18 protein-coding genes and 2 pseudogenes are annotated in these 18,207 nt (G+C 71.0%); 13 read left to right on the forward strand and 7 right to left on the reverse strand.

What is annotated here, in order from left to right; all coding sequences use genetic code 11:
* Window positions 1-14 precede the first annotated feature (14 nt).
* Entirely contained in the window at window positions 15-275 is a 261-nt protein-coding gene (locus tag ACFYP0_RS27885) for a hypothetical protein (RefSeq protein WP_355502185.1), read from the forward strand.
* The gene (locus ACFYP0_RS27890) at window positions 272-562 is read left to right on the forward strand and encodes a flavin reductase (protein ID WP_355502188.1); all 291 of its coding nucleotides are present in this window, start codon (window positions 272-274) and stop codon (window positions 560-562) included. Before ACFYP0_RS27885 ends, ACFYP0_RS27890 begins: the two co-directional genes overlap by 4 nt.
* 64 nt (window positions 563-626) lie before the next feature.
* On the opposite strand, the pseudogene ACFYP0_RS27895 reads toward ACFYP0_RS27890, so the two are convergent.
* Window positions 627-869: pseudogene (locus tag ACFYP0_RS27895) on the reverse strand (ATP-binding protein); the annotation flags it as partial.
* A gap of 27 nt (window positions 870-896) precedes the next feature.
* On the opposite strand from ACFYP0_RS27895, the gene ACFYP0_RS27900 reads away from it, so the two are divergent.
* A complete protein-coding gene (locus tag ACFYP0_RS27900; RefSeq protein ID WP_355502191.1) occupies window positions 897-1,241 on the forward strand; it encodes a hypothetical protein in 345 nt (114 codons plus the stop codon).
* A 333-nt stretch (window positions 1,242-1,574) separates the two neighbouring features.
* Window positions 1,575-2,390, forward strand: coding sequence for a hypothetical protein (locus tag ACFYP0_RS27905; RefSeq protein ID WP_435796166.1), 816 nt, complete (start codon window positions 1,575-1,577; stop codon window positions 2,388-2,390).
* A 252-nt stretch (window positions 2,391-2,642) separates the two neighbouring features.
* Here the strand turns inward: ACFYP0_RS27905 and ACFYP0_RS27910 are convergent, their stop codons facing one another.
* The 4 genes from ACFYP0_RS27910 to ACFYP0_RS27925 form a co-directional block, all read right to left on the reverse strand.
* A complete protein-coding gene (locus ACFYP0_RS27910) occupies window positions 2,643-2,960 on the reverse strand; it encodes a hypothetical protein (RefSeq protein ID WP_355502194.1) in 318 nt (105 codons plus the stop codon).
* 207 nt (window positions 2,961-3,167) lie between these two features.
* On the reverse strand, window positions 3,168-4,385 hold the full coding sequence (locus ACFYP0_RS27915; protein WP_355502196.1) for a DNA-processing protein DprA: 1,218 nt from the start codon (window positions 4,383-4,385) through the stop codon (window positions 3,168-3,170).
* The gene (locus ACFYP0_RS27920) at window positions 4,382-5,902 is read right to left on the reverse strand and encodes a YifB family Mg chelatase-like AAA ATPase (RefSeq protein ID WP_355502199.1); all 1,521 of its coding nucleotides are present in this window, start codon (window positions 5,900-5,902) and stop codon (window positions 4,382-4,384) included. Before ACFYP0_RS27920 ends, ACFYP0_RS27915 begins: the two co-directional genes overlap by 4 nt.
* Before the next feature lie 30 nt (window positions 5,903-5,932).
* Window positions 5,933-6,292, reverse strand: a complete 360-nt coding sequence (locus ACFYP0_RS27925; RefSeq protein ID WP_355005226.1) for a YraN family protein — start codon at window positions 6,290-6,292, stop codon at window positions 5,933-5,935.
* A 167-nt stretch (window positions 6,293-6,459) separates the two neighbouring features.
* Between ACFYP0_RS27925 and ACFYP0_RS27930 the strand changes: the two are divergent.
* From ACFYP0_RS27930 to frr, 5 genes and pseudogenes are all read left to right on the forward strand, one after another.
* Window positions 6,460-7,549, forward strand: a pseudogene (locus ACFYP0_RS27930) (hypothetical protein).
* A gap of 420 nt (window positions 7,550-7,969) precedes the next feature.
* Window positions 7,970-8,890, forward strand: coding sequence for a 30S ribosomal protein S2 (gene rpsB, locus ACFYP0_RS27935; protein ID WP_355502202.1), 921 nt, complete (start codon window positions 7,970-7,972; stop codon window positions 8,888-8,890).
* A gap of 134 nt (window positions 8,891-9,024) precedes the next feature.
* The gene (gene tsf / locus ACFYP0_RS27940) at window positions 9,025-9,852 is read left to right on the forward strand and encodes a translation elongation factor Ts (RefSeq protein WP_091400300.1); all 828 of its coding nucleotides are present in this window, start codon (window positions 9,025-9,027) and stop codon (window positions 9,850-9,852) included.
* Between the two features lie 161 nt (window positions 9,853-10,013).
* Entirely contained in the window at window positions 10,014-10,781 is a 768-nt protein-coding gene (gene pyrH / locus ACFYP0_RS27945; RefSeq protein ID WP_124854464.1) for a UMP kinase, read from the forward strand.
* Between the two features lie 81 nt (window positions 10,782-10,862).
* On the forward strand, window positions 10,863-11,420 hold the full coding sequence (frr, locus tag ACFYP0_RS27950) for a ribosome recycling factor (protein ID WP_088946658.1): 558 nt from the start codon (window positions 10,863-10,865) through the stop codon (window positions 11,418-11,420).
* Window positions 11,421-11,472: 52 nt separating this feature from the next.
* Here frr and ACFYP0_RS27955 read toward each other — a convergent pair whose 3' ends face one another.
* Complete coding sequence (locus ACFYP0_RS27955; RefSeq protein ID WP_386998083.1) at window positions 11,473-11,916, reverse strand: hypothetical protein; 444 nt, start codon at window positions 11,914-11,916, stop codon at window positions 11,473-11,475.
* A 381-nt stretch (window positions 11,917-12,297) separates the two neighbouring features.
* Between ACFYP0_RS27955 and ACFYP0_RS27960 the strand changes: the two genes are divergently transcribed.
* The 3 genes from ACFYP0_RS27960 (at window position 12,298) to ACFYP0_RS27970 (ending at window position 16,092) form a co-directional block, all read left to right on the forward strand.
* Window positions 12,298-13,662, forward strand: coding sequence for a phosphatidate cytidylyltransferase (locus ACFYP0_RS27960; protein WP_355502206.1), 1,365 nt, complete (start codon window positions 12,298-12,300; stop codon window positions 13,660-13,662).
* A 104-nt stretch (window positions 13,663-13,766) separates the two neighbouring features.
* Window positions 13,767-14,924 (forward strand): 23S rRNA (adenine(2503)-C(2))-methyltransferase RlmN, encoded by a 1,158-nt coding sequence (gene rlmN, locus ACFYP0_RS27965; RefSeq protein WP_124854467.1) that lies wholly within the window; start codon window positions 13,767-13,769, stop codon window positions 14,922-14,924.
* Between the two features lie 31 nt (window positions 14,925-14,955).
* The gene (locus tag ACFYP0_RS27970; protein ID WP_355502209.1) at window positions 14,956-16,092 is read left to right on the forward strand and encodes a DivIVA domain-containing protein; all 1,137 of its coding nucleotides are present in this window, start codon (window positions 14,956-14,958) and stop codon (window positions 16,090-16,092) included.
* A gap of 87 nt (window positions 16,093-16,179) precedes the next feature.
* Here ACFYP0_RS27970 and ACFYP0_RS27975 read toward each other — a convergent pair whose 3' ends face one another.
* Window positions 16,180-16,401, reverse strand: coding sequence for a DUF2631 domain-containing protein (locus tag ACFYP0_RS27975; protein WP_036412111.1), 222 nt, complete (start codon window positions 16,399-16,401; stop codon window positions 16,180-16,182).
* Between the two features lie 198 nt (window positions 16,402-16,599).
* Here ACFYP0_RS27975 and ACFYP0_RS27980 point away from each other — a divergent pair, with 198 nt between their 5' ends.
* Complete coding sequence (locus ACFYP0_RS27980; RefSeq protein ID WP_124854469.1) at window positions 16,600-18,180, forward strand: Rieske 2Fe-2S domain-containing protein; 1,581 nt, start codon at window positions 16,600-16,602, stop codon at window positions 18,178-18,180.
* Window positions 18,181-18,207: the final 27 nt, after the last annotated feature.

The following is an 18,207-nucleotide window of genomic DNA, read 5'->3' on the forward strand; positions in this document are numbered from 1 at the left end:
CCCTGGAGGCTGACGTGGAACCGGAAGTAGAACTGGAGCGACTACACGAGCGGGTGGTGGAGCTTGAAACGTCGCTCCGACTGGCCCGGCGGCAGCTCTTCGACGCGCGCAGTCGCCTGGCCGCTATCGCGAGGATCGCCGGCGACCTGGAGCGGGCGACCCGGGCCCCCGGGGTGACCTTCGGGTCGGTGAACTCGGTCATCCACAACGAGCGCCCACCCCTGCGCCGGCTGAGTCGGTGGTCGTCGGTCCGATACCGGGGGGTGCAGCGGTGACCCGGCAGCGTCACTCGCCCGTCCGCCCTTTCTGGTTCTGCGCTAACTGTGTCCGCCCCTGGCCGTGCGAGCAGGCGAAGGCCGAACTCGTGGCCGACTACGCCGACGAGCCGAGGTCGCTCGGGGTGGACATGGCCGACTGCCTGACCGAGGCGGACCGCGACCTTGCCGAGCTTTACTGGGCCCCGCCCGATCCGGTCGAGCACTACGGGCGGTTCCTCGGGTGGGTCAAAGCCGCTCTGGCCGCCAGCCGACACCGCGACGCCGGCCACTTCCGCTGGTTTTAAGAGCCATGCCCTCGGCTATGGTCGGGGGCATCGCCGCACGCGGGGGGACGGGTTCCGCCCATGTCAACAGCGACGGCACTGTCGCGGTGTGGTGCGGCGCCTGGAACGGCGGGCGACGCAGCAGCCGACCACCCGACGGCAGCAGCCCGGCGACCGAGTGCAGCGCGGTGACCTCCAGCGCCGCGTCGTCGTCCAGCTCGGGCAGGATCGACGGCAGCCGTTCGGCGAGCCCTGCGCATCCTGCGGACAACAGCGGGTGGTCGCCACCCGGGACCGGCACGGCCGGCCGCGCTGCGCCCAATGCCCGCTCGAACCCGAACACGATTCCTCTGAAGTGACCGTTTCGCTGATCACCGCGATCGACGACACGGCAGCCAACTCGGCAGTCCGCGAGGCGGTCAGCTCGGTCGCGACTCTGCCGATGGTCCGGCAGAAGCTCGCCTGGGGACTCCTGGATGGGCCGGCGCTGTTGACCGGTGAGGCCGTCCACGGCTCACCCCGGCTGATCGCGCTGGTCGAGCGGCTCCGCGCCGGCGGGGTGAGCGGCGTGGTGATGGCCGCGATGCCCGTTCTGCGCGCCGCAGACCTGCCCGCGGTCGTCCTGAGCCAGCTGCTCGACCTCCACCTGAGCACGGCGACCCCGTGGACGGCCGCAGCGGGATCTCCGGCTGCGGACTAAGCGGCTGGCCTTCTCCGCCGCGCTGACCGGTGAGCCGGACCGGCGCCAGCGGGATCACCCCAGTAATGGGATCAAGAGGGACAAAGCCCTCACGCTCGTGGATCTCGACGAAATGGCTGGCCTTCCGCGCCGAAGTGACAAGCAGGACCCGCCCCAACCGCCAGGGCCCGCCGCTGGCTCGGGTCAGCTGCCTAGCATTGGGTTATCGCATGGTCCTCGCAGTGGGTGCTTGCATTACGGGTCTTACATGGCGGGCATGACTATTACACCCGCTGGAACGGTCAGATTCAGGGCAGCTGTCGCGGTTGGGTTCGGCGGGCTGCATGACCTACCTTGGCGGCCATGAACAACACACGCAGCGGTCAGCCGAAAGTCGAGAAGCCGGTAGTCACCGGCGAGGCGACCCGGGCAGCACTTCTCAAGCGCGCCATCCGATCCACCGTCCCACTCCGCCGGGTCTTCGTTCAGCGACCACCCGGAGAGGATCCACGCCACGGGCCTCTCAAGGAGTTCGTCGCCAACGGTGACGCACGCGGCGTGCGCGCCTACTTGATCACCGTCGCCGCGAACAGCCAAGTGAACGAGGACGGCTGGACCACCGAACTGGACAGCCTGGTCTGGGCCCGGCTCTTCGACGCCCACCTCTTCACCGGCACCGAACAGGGCGCCCGCACCACGGCTTGGCGCATCCTGAACCGTCTCGCGGACCGCGACCTCGTCAAGCTCACCCGGGCTCGCGGCAGCCGGAAGATCTCGGTGACCCTGCTCCGTGAGGACGCTTCCGGCTACGACTACACCCGGCCCGGCATTGCGGACAAGGACGCCTACCTCCGCCTTCCCGTCACGTTCTGGACGAAAGGCTACGACGCGAAGGTCGGCCTGCCCGGGCTGGCGATGCTCCTCGCGATCGCTGCGGAGAAGCCCTGGCACGCGTTCCCGGCCGAGCGCATGGACGAGTGGTACGGGTGGTCGGCCGACACCACCCTGCGCGGGCTGAAGAGGCTCCGCGAGCTGGACCTGGTCGAACGGCGCGAGGTTTTCAAGGAAGCGCCGCTCACCCCGACAGGATCGACCAGTTTCTATCAATATCGGCTCGCCCGCTGGATGCGTCCGAAGGCTCAGCCACGACCCGAAGCGAGCGCAGCGTGAACCAGGAGCAACCACCCAGCCCACCTGACCCGATCCTCCGACTCAAGCTCGACCTCCGCATGTCCCGCCGCCTCGGCTGGATCGCGGTCGGCATCGGGATCGGGAACCTTCATGACCTCGGAGACTTCCTCCGAGTCATCGGGAACGTGATCAACGCACTCCCGCAATAACATCGACCCGGCCATGCCTGGCGCCACCTGCTCCGCGGCGCCAGGCCGCCCGGAACGAGGCCGGCAGCATTCACGTGATTCCTCAACCCGGCTTGCCGATAGCGGCCGCGGCGACCTCTAGGGCCGCGCGCCTACCCATCTGCTGCTCGGCGACGTCGGCGACGTCGGCGAGATCCGGCCCACCGGCCAGCGGCTCCGGGATGTCCGCCGGTGGGTCGATCAGCGGGGTCCCGTCCCGAACGAAGGCGACGAGCCGGTGCAGGGTGTCCACCGCTCGCACCCGTACCTCCGGGATGACGGCGGCTTCGGCGGCGTTGCCGACCGGAACGATCACCCGCGCGACGCCGGCCTGGGCCGCCGGTCCGCCCGCGTCACCGGACACGACGGTGCCGGTGTCCACCCCCGACTACCGGCGGTTGTTCCTCTTGCTCAGGAACACGGCCAAGCCGACGACGAGCACGGCGGTCACGACGAGACAGCAGAGCACGCTGATGTGCCACGGCTTGATTGCACCCATGACCGGGCACGGTACCGGCAGTATCGGCTGGCCGGGATCCCGACCACGAGCGGTTACGGCATCCCGGCCGGGTGGCGGTGACGCATCCGCTCAGGTAACAGGTCGAGCGGACGTCTCCGCCGCCGCACGCTTCCGGTTGGCGGATGGGGCGAGGGCGTAACCGTCGTCGCGACGGACCACCATGGACAGCTCCTCCAGCAGCGACAGCTTGCGCAACGCGGTCCGTAGGTCGACGCCGGCGCGGGCGGAGAGCCGGTCCACGCCCATCGCACCTCGGCGGGGCAACGCCTCCAGCAGCGACCGTGCCTCGTCGTCCAGCGCGTCGGTGGCCCGCTGCGGCCCACGCGCCAGCGGGGCCAGGTCCGCGCCGATCCGACCCACCTCCTCCAGCACGTGCGCCACCCCGGTGACCAGCCGGGCCTTGTCGGGGTACTCGCGCAGGAACTCGTGCGCGCCGACAGACATCGCCGAGGTCACCGGCCCCGGCACCACCATGGCCACCCGATTGGAGTGGATGGCCCGCCGCGCGGTCTGCGTCGCGCCACTGCGCGCCGACGCCTCCACCAGGACGGTGCCCCGGGTGCCTGCGGCGATCACCCGGTTGCGGATCAGGAACCGGGGCCGCAGCGGCTCGGCACCGGGCGGCCACTCGCTTACCAGCAGCCCCGTCTCGGCGATCCGGTCGAAGAGCGCGGCGTTGCCCATCGGGTACGGACGGTCCAGCCCGCAGGCGAGCACCGCGACGGTCAGACCGCCCGCGGTGAGTGCGCCCCGGTGGGCGGCGGCGTCGATGCCGAACGCGCCACCGGACACGACCGTCCAGTCCCGCTCCGCCAAGCCGTAACCCAGCTCGGTCGCGACGTGCTGCCCGTAACCGGTGGCCGCCCGCGCCCCGACCACGGCCACCGAACGATCCAGAGCCTCGCCGAGCGGCCAGCTTCCGCGTACCCAGAAGCACAGCGGCGGGGCGGTCTCACCATCCACGCGGCGGCTGACGTCAGGCAGCCGCAACGCGGCCAGGCTGGCGACCTGGGCCGGCCACTCCTCGTCGTCCGGCGTGACCAGGCGGGCACCCAGTCGGTCCGCCCGATCCAGGGCCTCCGCTGCCACTGCCCGCGCGTCACCGGCCGCCGAGCGTGCGGCGACCGTGGTGTGCAGCCAGCCGTCCGGACTGCCGCCGTCGAGCAGCAGATCCAGGGTCGCCACCGGGCCGTGCCGTTCGACCAGGTGATACACCGCCCGCGTGCCCGGCTCCGCCAACCAGGTCAGGGCGATCCGGGCCAGCCTTCGTTCCTCCTCGGCGCTCACGTCGCCTCCCCCGTCCGTAGTTGAAGCGCTTCCCGGACGTCGTCCTGGTCAGGTCGGTCGCGGCCGTCGAGATCGGCGATGGTCCAGGCCATCCGGATCACCCGGTCGAAGCCGCGCGCCGACAGCGAGCCGGAGTCGAGCCGGCCCCGCAGCTCCACGGTGACCCGGGCCGGCAGCCGCCACGGCGGTCGGCGCAGGTGCGGCCCTTCCACCTCGGCGTTGAGCCGCCGGCCGAGGCCGGCCCAGCGGCTGGCCGCCGCCTGCCGGGCCGCCGCCACCCGGGCGGCGACCGTCGCCGAGGGCTCGACATCGCCGTCGGTCGCCATCAGCTCGGCCGCCCGCACCGGCATCAGCCGTACCTGGACGTCGATCCGGTCGAGCAGGGGCCCGGAGAGCCTGCCCAGGTAGCGGCGGCGAACCAGCGGCGAACACTCGCAGTGCGCATCGCCGGCCGGTTTCGCGCACGGACACGGGTTGGCAGCCAGCACCAACTGGGTGCGGGCCGGGTACACGGTGCCGCCTCCGCTGCGGCTCAGCTGGATGCGGCCGTGCTCCAGCGGCTGGCGCAGCGCCTCCAGCGCACCCTTGCTGAACTCGGGAGCCTCGTCCAGGAAGAGCACCCCACGATGCGCCAGCGACACCGCGCCGGGTCGGGCCAGCCCCGAGCCGCCCCCGACCAGCGACGGCACGGTCGCGGTGTGGTGCGGCGCCTGGAACGGCGGGCGACGCAGCAGCCGACCACCCGGCGGCAGCAGCCCGGCGACCGAGTGCAGCGCGGTGACCTCCAGCGCCGCGTCGTCGTCCAGCTCGGGCAGGATCGACGGCAGCCGTTCGGCGAGCATCGTCTTGCCGGCGCCCGGGGGGCCGAGCAGTGCCACGTGGTGCCCGCCGGCCGCGGCGACCTCCAGGGCGCGCCGACCCATCTGCTGCCCGGCGACGTCGGCGAGATCCGGCCCACCGGCCAGCGGCTCCGGGATGTCCGCCGGTGGGTCGATCAGCGGGGTCCCGTCCCGAACGAAGGCGACCAGCCGGTGCAGGTTGTCCACCGCTCGCACCCGTACCCCGGGGATGACGGCGGCCTCGCCGGCGTTGCCGACCGGGACGATCACCCGCGCTATGCCGGCCTGGGCTGCGGCGGCGACCATCGGGAGCACACCGCGCACCGGCCGCACCGTCCCGTCGAGCCCCAGCTCGCCGAGGACCACCACCCCCTCCAGAGGGAGCAGCGGCAGCTCACCCGAGCCGCCCAGCAGCGCTGCGGCGATGGCCAGATCGAAGGCCGACCCGAACTTCGGCAGCGTGGCGGGCAGCAGGTTGAGGGTGATCCGCCGGTTGGGCCAGCGCTGGCCGGAGTTGACCACGGCGGCGCGGACCCGGTCGCGGGCTTCGTGCAGGGCGGTGTCCGGCAGACCGGAGATCACCACCGCCGGCAGACCGGCGGCCAGGTCGGCCTCCACCTCGACGAGGTGGCCGGTCACGCCGACCAGTCCCACGCAGAGCACCTTCGCGTAGCTCACGGCGCGTCACCGATCCTCCGGGTACGCATGTCAGAACGCGCCCTTGAGGTGGTCGACCTGCGCCGGACCGGCGTCGGGCAGCCGCACCGACAGCACGTCGAAACGCACCTCCTCGGCGGTCGTACCGGTCTCGGTCAGCCACCGCGCGGCGAGCCCTCGCAGTCGGCGGGCCTTGGCCGGTACGACCGCCTCGGCCGGGGTGCCGAAGCCCTCACCCCGGCGGGTCTTCACCTCGCAGAAGGCGAGCACCGGCCCGTCCCACGCGATGATGTCGATCTCCCCTGCCGGGCAGCGCCAGTTTCGGGCGATGGGGCGCAGCCCCGCCTCGGTCAGGTGCCGGGCCGCACATTGCTCGCCGTACGCGCCAACCGCCTGGTTCCGCTTCGTCATGGCCGGCACGGTGCCCGCCGGAGGGTGATCGCCGCGACCCGGCAGCAGCCCAACTGTGGACAACGGGGGTGCTGTGGACAGTCGGATGATCATGCCCGCGCTGTGCTACGGAGCGACTGGTGTCCGCGCTGTCCCGGACGATCGGCGGCGCGGTCGGCCGGGTTGAAATGGCGCGGGCGTGGCCGGTCGCATACGGTGCCTGACGTGGACGGACGACGAAGTTTTCCGGAAGATCAGGAGTCGCGCTGGTACCCCGACGAGCGGGGTCGCGGTTACGGCGAGTCGGAGTGGCGCGGCGCGGGCGATCCGCGGTACCGGGACAGCGAAGTCCCCGAGCAGCGTGGTGCGGAAGACGGCCGCTCCGTCGAGGACACCGGCGTCGGCCGCCGCCGCGAACCGGACTCGGGACGCTTCGGCGCCGTCGACGCGAGCCGCTTCGGTACGCCGGAGTCGGATTCGGGTCGTCTGAGCGCGGTGGACGTGGGTCGCTTCGGTACGCCGGAGTCGGATTCGGGTCGCTTCGGCGCCCTGGACGCTCAGACCGGTCGGTTCGGGGGGAGCGAGGCTGATTCGGGGCGCTTCGGCGCGGTCGACCCGTTGGGTGCCGGCCGGCCGGAGGCGGACGGTTACCGGGCCACCCGATCGCGGCGGGCGGACCGGGACCCCTCGGAGACCTCCGGTGAGCTGCCCGGACGCCGGGCCGCCCGCGAGACGACCACGGCGGGATCTCCGGTGACCAGCGCCCCGCCGGAGACGTCCCGCGACAGCACGTCGACCGTGCTCGCTGACCAGGCTCGTCCTGCTCCGCTCGCTGGGTACCCGATCGTCGAGCCGACCCGGGGCAGCGGCGACACGCCGCACCCGCTGGAGATGCCGACCGGCCCGATGCCGGGGATCGGCCCCCGACCCGACCTGCCCGCAGGCGAGCCGCCGGTGTACCCGCCGGCCGCCGACGGCGTCTATCGGACCCGTCGACCGGTGCTGGCCGTACTCTTCGCTCTGCTGGTGTTGGTCTTCGAGGTTCCCGCGTTGCGGGTGCTGCTGGCGGGCGTGACCGGCGACCCGGTGGACGCCGGGAACGTGGTGGTGGGTATCGCCCTGGTCGCCGGCCTGCCGATCTTCGCGACCGGGCTGTACGGGCTACGAACCGGAGGCCTCGCGCTCGCCGACAACGGCCGGGGCTGGCTGCGCCCACCGACGGCCTACCTGACCGTCGGCCTGGTGCTCTTCGTGGCCGCCGCGCTCGCCGCCGGCTGACCCGGCCTGCCGGCTGACCCGGCCCGGCCCGCCGCCGGCCGTCGCGTGCTCGCTGAGGGTTCGGACAACAACCAGGAAATAGTGGCCTCCGGCGACGCGGAGGCCACTATTTCCACGAACCAGTGCGATCTTCCCGGCGAGACGCGCGGATCGAGCAGCATCGGGCAGGCGGGCGGGGGAGTGGCGGAGCAGCACGCCACGCGCACCCCGGGACGGCTGAACGGGTGAGGGGCGTACACTGGCCAACTGGCGACCGCCTCGTGCGGTCGACCTCGCGCGCCCTCTTCACGAATCGTCGTGGAGCGACGGCCTCCCTGGTCCCGATCTTGATCGGGTCCACCATGGGTCGGCGACCAGGCGCCAGGACGCCCGGCCACCGGCCGGGCGTGACAACCAGGGACCTTGAGGAGTACCCCAACCATGGCCGTCGTGACCATGCGTCAGCTGCTGGAGAGCGGTGTCCACTTCGGGCACCAGACCCGGCGCTGGAACCCGAAGATGAAGCGCTTCATCATGACCGAGCGCAACGGCATCTACATCATCGACCTGCGCCAGACCCTCGAGTACATCGAGAAGGCGTACGAGTTCGTGCGTGGGACCGTCGCCGAGGGTGGCAGCATCCTGTTCGTCGGCACCAAGAAGCAGGCCCAGGAGGCGATTGCCGAGCAGGCGACCCGGGTCGGCCAGCCGTACGTCAACCACCGCTGGCTCGGTGGCATGCTGACCAACTTCCAGACCGTTTACAAGCGGCTCCAGCGGATGAAGGAGCTGGAGGGCCTGGGTGACCTCAGCGGTACCGCCGCCGGTTACACCAAGAAGGAGACCCTGCAGCTCTCCCGCGAGAAGATCAAGCTGACCCGCACCCTCGGTGGCCTGCGGGACATGCAGAAGCTTCCCGCCGCGGTCTGGATCGTCGACACCAAGAAGGAGCACATCGCCGTCGACGAGGCCCGCAAGCTGGGCATCCCGGTGATCGCGGTGCTGGACACCAACTGTGACCCGGACGAGGTCGACTTCCCGATCCCGGGTAACGACGACGCGATCCGCTCGGCGGAGCTGCTGACCAAGGTCGTCGCCGCCGCCGTCGCGGATGGTCTGATCGCGCGTTCCGGCCGTCGCCGGGGCAACGACGAGAAGCCCGAGGGTGTCGCGAGCGACGAGCCGCTGACCGAGTGGGAGCGCGAGCTGCTCGAGCCGAAGAAGGCCGACGAGTCGGCCGCTCCGGCCGCTCCGGCCGCCACGGCCGAGCAGCCCGCCGCTGCCGCCGCCGAGCAGCCCGCCACCCCGGAGCAGCCGGCGCAGGCCGCCACCGAGCAGCCGGCGGCCGCCACCGCGGAGTGATCGCACCGTCGCTGCCCCGCCGTCCGTTTTCGCGAACGGCGGGCAGCGACGGTACGCCGGGCACGATCCGCCCGGATCCGGGTAACCGGCACCTCTGACCATCCACACGCCGTCTCAACACCGAAGAGAGAGCCATGTCCCAAATCACCGCCGCGGACGTCAAGAAGCTCCGCGACCTCACCGGCGCCGGCATGATGGACAGCAAGAAGGCGCTGACCGAGGCCGAGGGCGACTTCGACAAGGCCGTCGAGATCCTGCGCGTCAAGGGCGCCAAGGATGTTGGCAAGCGGGCCGGCCGTACGGCCGCGAACGGCCTGGTCGCCCACTCCGGCAAGGCGCTGCTCGAGCTCAACTGCGAGACCGACTTCGTCGCCAAGACCGAGTCGTTCATCGCGCTGGGCCAGCAGCTGGTCGAGCACGGTGAGCGCGCCGGCGTGAACTCCGCCGAGGAGCTGCTCGCCTCCGAGCTCGACGGCAAGGTCATCGCGGACCTGATCCAGGAGCAGTCCGCGAAGATCGGCGAGAAGCTGGTGCTCAACCGGTTCGCCCGGGTCGAGGGCACCACCGCCGTCTACCTGCACCGCAAGGCCCAGGACCTGCCGCCGGCCGTCGGTGTGCTGGTGTCGTACACCGGCAAGACCGACGAGGCCGGCGACGCCGACGCCCGTGGTGTGGCCATGCAGATCGCCGCGATGCGGCCGAAGTACCTCACCCGGGACGAGGTTCCGGCTGAGGTCGTCGAGTCGGAGCGGCGCATCGCCGAGCAGACCGCCCGCGAGGAGAACAAGCCCGAGGCGGCTCTGCCGAAGATCATCGAGGGTCGGGTGAACTCCTTCTTCAAGGATTTCGTCCTGATCGAGCAGTCGTCCGTCTCTGACAACAAGAAGTCGGTGAAGCAGCTGCTGGCCGAGGCCGGCATCGAGGTCACCCGCTTCGTGCGGTTCGAGGTCGGCCAGGCCTGAGCCGCCACCGGGCGCCGCTGGCGCCCGTGGGCAGGAGACATCAACGAGGAGGCCGCCGGTGTACGTGACAGGCACCGCGGCCTCCTCGTCACATAGGGTCGGCAGCGGCAGGTTCGCGGTACGCGCCGCACGGGGCGTGCGCGTGGGGAAGGGCGGGGCGGATGACGCAGGTTGTGAGTGACCGGACGCTGGGGCTGGACGATCCGACGGCACCGCCGCCGGGGCGTGCCCGCCGGGTGGTGCTGAAGCTCTCCGGTGAGGTCTTCGGTGGCGGCGCGATCGGCGTCGACCCGGACGTCGTCCAGGCCATCGCCCGGCAGATCGCCACAGTGGTCCGCCGCGGCGTGCAGGTCTCCGTGGTGGTCGGCGGAGGCAACTTCTTCCGCGGCGCGGAGCTGCAGAAGCGTGGAATGGACCGGGCCCGCGCCGACTACATGGGCATGCTCGGCACCGTGATGAACTGCCTCGCGCTCCAGGACTTCCTGGAGAAGGAGGGCATCGAGACCCGGGTGCAGAGCGCCATCACGATGGCCCAGGTCGCCGAGCCGTACATCCCGCTGCGGGCCATCCGGCACCTGGAGAAGGGCCGCGTGGTCATCTTCGGCGCCGGCGCCGGAATGCCGTACTTCTCCACGGACACGGTGGCCGCCCAGCGGGCACTGGAGATCCGGGCCGACGTGGTGCTGATGAGCAAGAACGGCGTGGACGGCGTCTACACCGCCGACCCGCGGATCGACCCCACCGCCAGTAAGCTCGACTCGATCACCTTCTCGGAGGCGCTGCGCCGCAACCTGCGGGTGGCCGACGCGGCAGCGTTCAGCCTCTGCATGGAGAACGGCCTGCCGATGCTGGTCTTTGGCGCGCAGGGTGACGACACCATCATCCGCGCGGTGGGTGGCGACAAGATCGGCACCCTGATCACCGCCTGAGTCCCGCCCAGGCGACGACGACAGCGGTCTGACGACTTTCAGCAGAGCCCACCACGAGCACAGAAGGAGGCGAGGAGACCGGTGATCGACGACACCCTCCTCGAGGCCGAGGAGAAGATGGAGCGTGCGGTTGAGCACGCCAAGGAGGAGTTCGGCGCCATCCGTACCGGTCGCGCCAACGCCGCCATGTTCTCCAAGGTCATCATCGACTACTACGGCACGCCCACGCCGCTGACGCAGATGGCGTCCATCGCGGTCCCCGAGCCGCGGATGGCCATCATCAAGCCGTACGACAACTCGCAGATCAACGCGATGGAAAAGGCGATCCGCGACTCGGACCTCGGGGTTAACCCGAACAACGAGGGCAACCAGCTGCGCATCCTGCTCCCGCAGATGACCGAGGAACGCCGCCGCGACATGATCAAGGTGGCTCGGCACAAGGGCGAGGAGGCCAAGGTGGCGATCCGCAACGTCCGCCGCCGTGGCAAGGAAGAGCTGGACCGGATCGTCAAGGACGGCGAGGCCGGCGAGGACGACGGTCGCCGCGCCGAGAAGGAACTCGACGACCTGACCCAGCGGTACGTGGCCAGCATCGACGACCTGGTGAAGCACAAGGAAACCGAGCTGCTCGAGGTGTGACCCGTGCATCGAGGCCCGTTCCCGACGTCGGGAACGGGCCTCGTTCCATAGGTCAGCAGGGGATCCAGACGGTCCTGGTGCTCTCGGCGAACTGCTCGCCGGTGTCCCAGTCGCGCAGCGAGAAGTGGGCGGTGGCCCGGCCTGGGTGCAGCGCCGGAGCGATCCGCGCGAACGCCATCCCGAGTCCGACAGTGCCGCCGTCGCAGAGGATCTCGCCGGCGCCGTGTCCCCCGGTGGCCCAGAGGGTCGGCAGGCCGTCCTGCACCAGCGAGGCCGACATGAGGACGATGCCGGCCGGGCAGTTCCGGGCGGTGGCGGTGACCCCTGCTGCCGGGTACGTGACTCCCGGCTCGCCGACGGGCGGCTCGAACGGGTACAGCTCGCTGGTGTGGCGGTCGATGGTGATCCTGGTCCGTGCCGTGGTGGCGGCGGCCGGTGACCCTGCTCCCAGGACCATGGCGGCCACCGTCAACACCGCGAGACCGAACTTGTACATGTGAGTGCCTTCCCCCGTTGCGGAGCGCGGGCTGGCGCCGGCGCGGCACCAGCGGACCACGCCGGCCAGGGTTCGCTCAGTACTCGATCGCGCACCGGACGAGTCGGATCGACGGCTGCGGATTGCCTGCGTCCTGCCGTACCGAACGGGTGTGCGTCGCTGGCCGGCGGGCCCGCGGCGTGGGTGGCGTCCGTGGACGTGCCTCGTCCGCCGTGCCGATCCGGCGTGTGCAGTAGGCTCGGCAGGATTCCCGGCCACCGGGTGGTGAACACCGGGGATCGACCGACCGTCGGGGCGGTCAATCGGAGGAACATCGCACGTGTAGGGGATGCTTGTGGTCTTGCGTCATGTGGTGGTTCTCGTGCCGCGTCGCGGTGCGTGATGTCCCACCCCGACCCCTACGGCAGCGAGCCTCGCGGCGGCTGGGACCGGCCGGAGCGCCCGGTGGCGCTGCCCTGGCCGGACCAGGAGCTGGAGGCTGGCCAGTGGAGCCGCCGTCCCGCCGCCGGCCCTGAGCTGTACGCCGACCCGCACGCCCGGCCGTACGCCGACCCGCACCCCGCGGACCCGTACGACGAGCGTGGCCGTCCGGTCCGCCCGGACGACCGTTTCGACGACCGGGACCGGCACGTCGACGACCGCAACCAGCCCGACCGGTACGACGACCGGGGTCGCGGTGACCGCTACCCGGATCGACCTCCCGCGGGGGAGGGGCCGCCCAGTTACGACGGCCCGGACCGTGGGCGTTTCGACGAGCCGAGCCGTCTCGACGGCCCTCCCGTCCGCTTCGACGACCCGGGGTACCCGACCGAGCAGCTCGCGCCCGTCCGGGCGGAGGTGGCGCCGGACGAGGCTCCGACGACCGCTCGACGGTCGAAGGGGCGACGCCGGGCCAGCCTCGACCGACCGGCCACCCAGCAGGTGGGCACCGGGCGGGCCGGGCGCAACCTTCCCGCGGCGATCGGGGTCGGGCTCGGCCTCGGTGCGCTGATCGTGGTGCCGCTGGTCTTCTATCCGTTGGCCTTCCTACCGGTGATCGCCGCCGCGGTCGCCATCGGCATCTGGGAGATGGCCCGCGCGGTACGACGCAGCGGTGCGCACCCGCCGCTGGTGCCACTGATCGCCGGTGGTGTGTTGACAGTGGGTCTGGCCTGGTACGCCGGCCCGGACGCGCTCAGCCTGGGGCTGCTGGTCACCGTGTTGGGCACCATGATCTGGCGGTTGGGTGACGGGCCGGCCGGCTTCCAGCGGGATCTCACCGCGGCCACCCTCATCGCCGTCTACGTGCCGTTCCTCGCCGGTTTCGCGGCGTTGCTGGCGGCGGCCCCCGACGATGGGCGTTTGCGCATCCTGGCCACGCTGATCGGGGTGGTCCTCTCCGACACCGGCGGGTACGCGGCCGGCGTCTCCTTCGGCAAACACCCGATGGCCCCGTCGATCAGCCCGAAGAAGTCCTGGGAGGGCTTCGCCGGCTCGGTCACCGCGGCGGCCCTGGGCGGAGCGTTGCTGCTGTGGCTGATGTTCGAGGTGGCGCCCTGGTGGGGCGCGCTGTTCGGGGTGGCTGTCTCCTGCGCGGCGGTCCTCGGCGACCTGGCCGAGTCGATGATCAAGCGGGATCTCGGCGTGAAGGACATGAGCAACCTGCTGCCCGGCCACGGCGGTCTGATGGACCGACTGGACTCGATCCTGTTCGCGGTGCCGACGGCCTACCTGTTGTTGGCGGTCTTCGTGCCGGTGGTGAGCTGAGGTATGAATCACGGCGGCGTGGTCTTCCGGCTCCGGCGATCGCGGGCCGTTCGACACCTCCGGACCGGCAGCCACCGCCGAAGGCGTGACACACTGGACCAGCCATGACGAGCCTGCCCTTGATCCCCGCCATCTCGGTCGCCCCCGCCTCGCGCCGGGCCTCCATGCCCCCTCAGCACCTCGCTGACCTGGACCTGGCCGGCCGCCAGGCGTTGGTCACCGGGCTGGGTGAGCCGGCCTTCCGCGCCAAGCAGGTCTCCAACCACTACTTCGGGCGGTTGGTCCGCGACCCGCAGGCGATGACCGATCTGCCCGCTGCGACCCGGGAGCGGCTGGCCGACCAGTTGCTGCCGACGTTGCTCAACCCGGTGCGGGAGCTGGCCTGCGATGACGGCGCGACCCGCAAGGCGCTCTGGCGGCTGCACGACGGTGCGCTGGTGGAGAGCGTGCTGATGGGTTACCCGGACCGGGTGACCGTCTGCATCTCCAGCCAGGCGGGTTGCGGCATGGCCTGTCCGTTCTGCGCGACCGGCCAGGCCGGGCTGACCCGCAACCTGTCGACGGCGGAGATCGTCGACCAGGCGGTGTACATGGCCGGGGTGGCGGCCTCCGGCGTGGTGGCGGGTTCCCCGCCGAGGTTGTCGCGCGTCGTCTTCATGGGCATGGGCGAGCCGCTGGCCAACTACAACCGGGTGATCGCGGCGATCCGTCGGCTGGTCAGCCCGGCTCCGGAGGGGCTCGGCCTGTCCCAGCGGCACATCACCGTTTCCACGGTCGGCCTGGTTCCGGCCATCCACCGACTGGCCAGCGAAGACCTCTCAGTGACCCTTGCGTTGTCGTTGCACGCGCCCGATGATGATCTGCGCGACGAACTCGTGCCGGTAAACCAGCGCTGGAAGGTAGCCGAGGTGCTGGACGCAGCGTGGGACTACGCCGCCCGGACGGGCCGCCGCGTGTCGATCGAGTACGCGATGATCAAGGACGTGAACGACCAGCCGTGGCGAGCCGACCTGCTCGGGCGGCTGCTGGCCGGCAAGTTGGCCCACGTGAACCTCATTCCGCTCAATCCGACGCCGGGCAGCCGCTGGGACGCGAGCCCGAAGCCGGTCGAGCGGGAGTTCGTCCGGCGGTTGCGCGACGCCGGGGTGTCCACCACAGTTCGGGACACCCGAGGTCGCGAGATCGACGGCGCGTGTGGCCAGCTTGCCGCCGCCGAAGACAACGACACCAACACCGACCGCGCCGGAGAGGCACCGGCGTGACCGGGCGTGGCGAACGAGACCAGGAGACATAGTGGCGAGTCAGGGTCAGCGTTTCCGGCGCAAGGCGCTCCGCCGGGGATACAAGGTCGACGAGGTGGATGCCTTCCTCGACCGGGTCGAGGCGACGCTCGACGGCCGACAGGTCGGTGCCCCGGTGGCCTCCCAGGAGGTTCATGACGTCGTCTTCCGGGTCCGCTTCAACGGCTACGACGAGTGGCAGGTCGACCTGCACCTGGACCGGGTCGAGCGGCAGCTGGCCGAGCTGGAGGAGCGCAACGGCGCCGGACGCGGTGGCGACCCCCGGATGGGCCCACCGGACCGGATGGGTCCGCCGATGCGTGACGACCGGGGCATGGTCCCGCAGCCGATGCCACCCCGGCCGATGCCCGCGCAGGCCGGCCCGCCCTACGGCCGTTACGACGAGCCGACCGGTGCCTTCACCGGTGGGTACGACGCCCCCCGCGGCGGTGGTTACGACGCGCCACGTGGCCCGGCCGGCCCGCCGATGGGTCCCGGTGGCCCGATGGGCCCCGGCCCGATGGGTGGCCACGGCATGCCGCAGCGCGGTCTGCCCGCCGGTCCCAGCGGGTACGGCCCCCCGGACGACCAGCGCTCACCCGGTGGCTACGGCCCGGATGATCAGCGCGGCGGGTACGGCCCCGACGATCAGCGCGCGCCCGGCGGTTATCCGCCGCCGCCGGAGGAGCCGCGCTTCGACGGCTTCGAGGCCGGGCGGCACGGCCGCGCCGACATGACGGCCGAGATCCGGATGCCGGAGCGGGATCTGCGCGACATGCGCCGTGGTCCGTCCGGTCCGCCTCCGCTGCCGCAGCAGGGCATGGGTGGTCCGCCGATGGCCGGTCCGCCCGCGGTGGCCGGCCCGCCGATGGGTGGCCCGCCGATGGCCGGTCCGCCCGGCAGCGACCTGTACCGGGTCGACCAGATCCGTCGTAGCTTCCAGGTGCGCCGGTTCGGCAGCGGGTACGACCCCGACCAGGTGGACCGGTTCTTCGACACCCTGCTCGGTGGCATGCAGCGCCGCAACCCGATGCCGGTCGACCCGAAGGACCTGGACACGCTTCGGTTCGGCCTGGTGCCGGGTGGCTACTTCGAGGCAGAGGTCGACGCCGCGCTCAAGGACGTGCAGGACATCCTCTTCGGGCGCTGACCCCGACGCGATACGGACGAGGGCCCGTCCCCGGGGTGGGGGCGGGCCCTCGTCGTACGTCGGCCGGTCGTCCGGCGGTGGGTCGGGTCAGGAGCGCAGACCGCTGCGCCGCAACACGATGTCGCCGATCACGATGATCAGCAGCAGCGCGGCCAGGCCGATCAGCCAGATGTCCTCGACCCTGCCCTCGTGGTTGCCGCAGATCATCGCCAGCAGCGCCAGTGCGGACAGCACGGCGCCGATCTGCCCGGCCTTGCGGTGCCCGGGCTTGTGCTGGTCTGGCGACGTTACCGGCTCGCTTCCTGCCACTGTCGGTCCTTCCCTCGCGATCGGATCTTTGGTTAGTCTGGCACGCCTCGTACGCGGTGCGGTGGGGTGGGGGTTTCCTGGCCATTGGCCCTGCCCCACCCGGGCTGGATGGCACTACCGGCGTCGCGGGGCGGCGGTCAGACTCGCTCCGGTAGCGTTTGGCGTACACCTGATTGTCTGTTTGAGGGGGACTGTGCGGTGCGAGTGACCGGAACCGGGCACGCCAGCATGCGGATCGACACGGCTGCGGGCAGCATCCTGTGCGACCCGTGGGTCAACCCGGCCTACTTCGCGTCGTGGTTCCCGTTCCCCGACAATTCACTGCTGGACTGGGAGAGCCTGGGTCAGGTCGACTACCTGTACGTCTCCCACCTGCACCGGGACCACTTCGACGCGAAGCACCTGCGCGACTTCGTCTCCAAGGACGCCACGGTCCTGCTCCCCGAGTTCCCCACCTCGGAGATGGAGGACGAGTTCCGGGCGCTGGGCTTCACCAAGTTCCTGAAGGCGCCCAACGAGCAGGTGGTGGAGCTGCCCGGCGGCCTGAAGATCATGATTCAGGCGTTGACCAGCCCGACCGACGGGCCGATCGGCGACTCCTCGCTCTGGGTCGAGTACGAGGGTGTGCGGCTGCTCAACCAGAACGACGCCCGCCCCACCGACCTGAGTGTCTTCGCCGAGTTGGGCCACGTGCACGCCCACATGCTCCAGTTCTCCGGTGCGATCTGGTACCCGATGGTCTACGAGCTGCCGCAGGCGGCGAAGACCGCGTTCGGCAAGCAGAAGCGCGACCGGCAGTTCGACCGGACCTGGCGCTACATCGACGATCTGAAGGCCGATCACGTCTTCCCGATCGCCGGCCCGCCGTGCTTCCTCGACGACGCCCTGTGGCAGTTCAACGACATCCACGGCGACGAGGGCAACATCTTCCCCGACCAGTCCGTCTTCCTGTCGGAGTACGCCAAGGTCGGCGGCACCAACGGGATCGTGCTGCTGCCGGGCAGCGTCGCCGAGGTCACCACCGAGGGCGCGAGCACCACCCACCCGGTGCCGGTGCAGGAGTTCTTCGCGAACAAGGTCGCGCACCTGGAGGAGATGCGGGAGCGCAAGCGCCCGATCATCGAGGCGGAGAAGGCGTCCTGGCGGCACCCCGAGGTGGACGTGCTCGGCGAGATGAAGCGTCGGATCGAGCCGCTGCTCGACGAGTCGATCTACCTGGCCAAGGGGGTCGGCGGCCCGGTCCGTTTCGACCTGGTGGGGTATGACGGCGAGAGCGTCGAGTCGATCGTTGTGGACTTCCCGGGCAAGGAGGTCCGGCCGTACGCGGACGAGAAGGTGCGCTACCGGTTCCGGACCGAGCGGTCGCTGATCGAGCACCTGCTCTTCATCGACGAGGTGGACTGGGTCAACTCGCTCTTCCTGTCCTGCCGGTTCTCGGCGGCCCGGATCGGCCAGTACAACGAGTTCGTCTACGCGTTCTTCAAGTGCCTCTCCGAGGAGCGGCTCCAGTACGCCGAGGGCTGGTACGACGAGCACGAACGCAGCACCGACGCTGAGGACATCACGTTGGGCGACTGGGTGGTGCAGCGGCGGTGCCCGCACCTGAAGGCGGACCTGACCCGCTTCGGCATCGTCGACGGTGACCAGCTCACCTGCCAGTTGCACGGCTGGCGCTTCGACCTGCCCAGTGGCCGCTGCCTGACGAGCGTCGGCCACAAGGTGCGAGCCCACCGGGTGGACGCGGAGACTCCGGCTCCCGCCGGCGAGGCCGTGATCTGACCTCCTCACCACCGCGATCTTGCACTT

Source organism: Micromonospora arida (assembly GCF_042873195.1).
In the GTDB taxonomy this organism is placed as follows: Bacteria; Actinomycetota; Actinomycetes; order Mycobacteriales; family Micromonosporaceae; genus Micromonospora; species Micromonospora arida.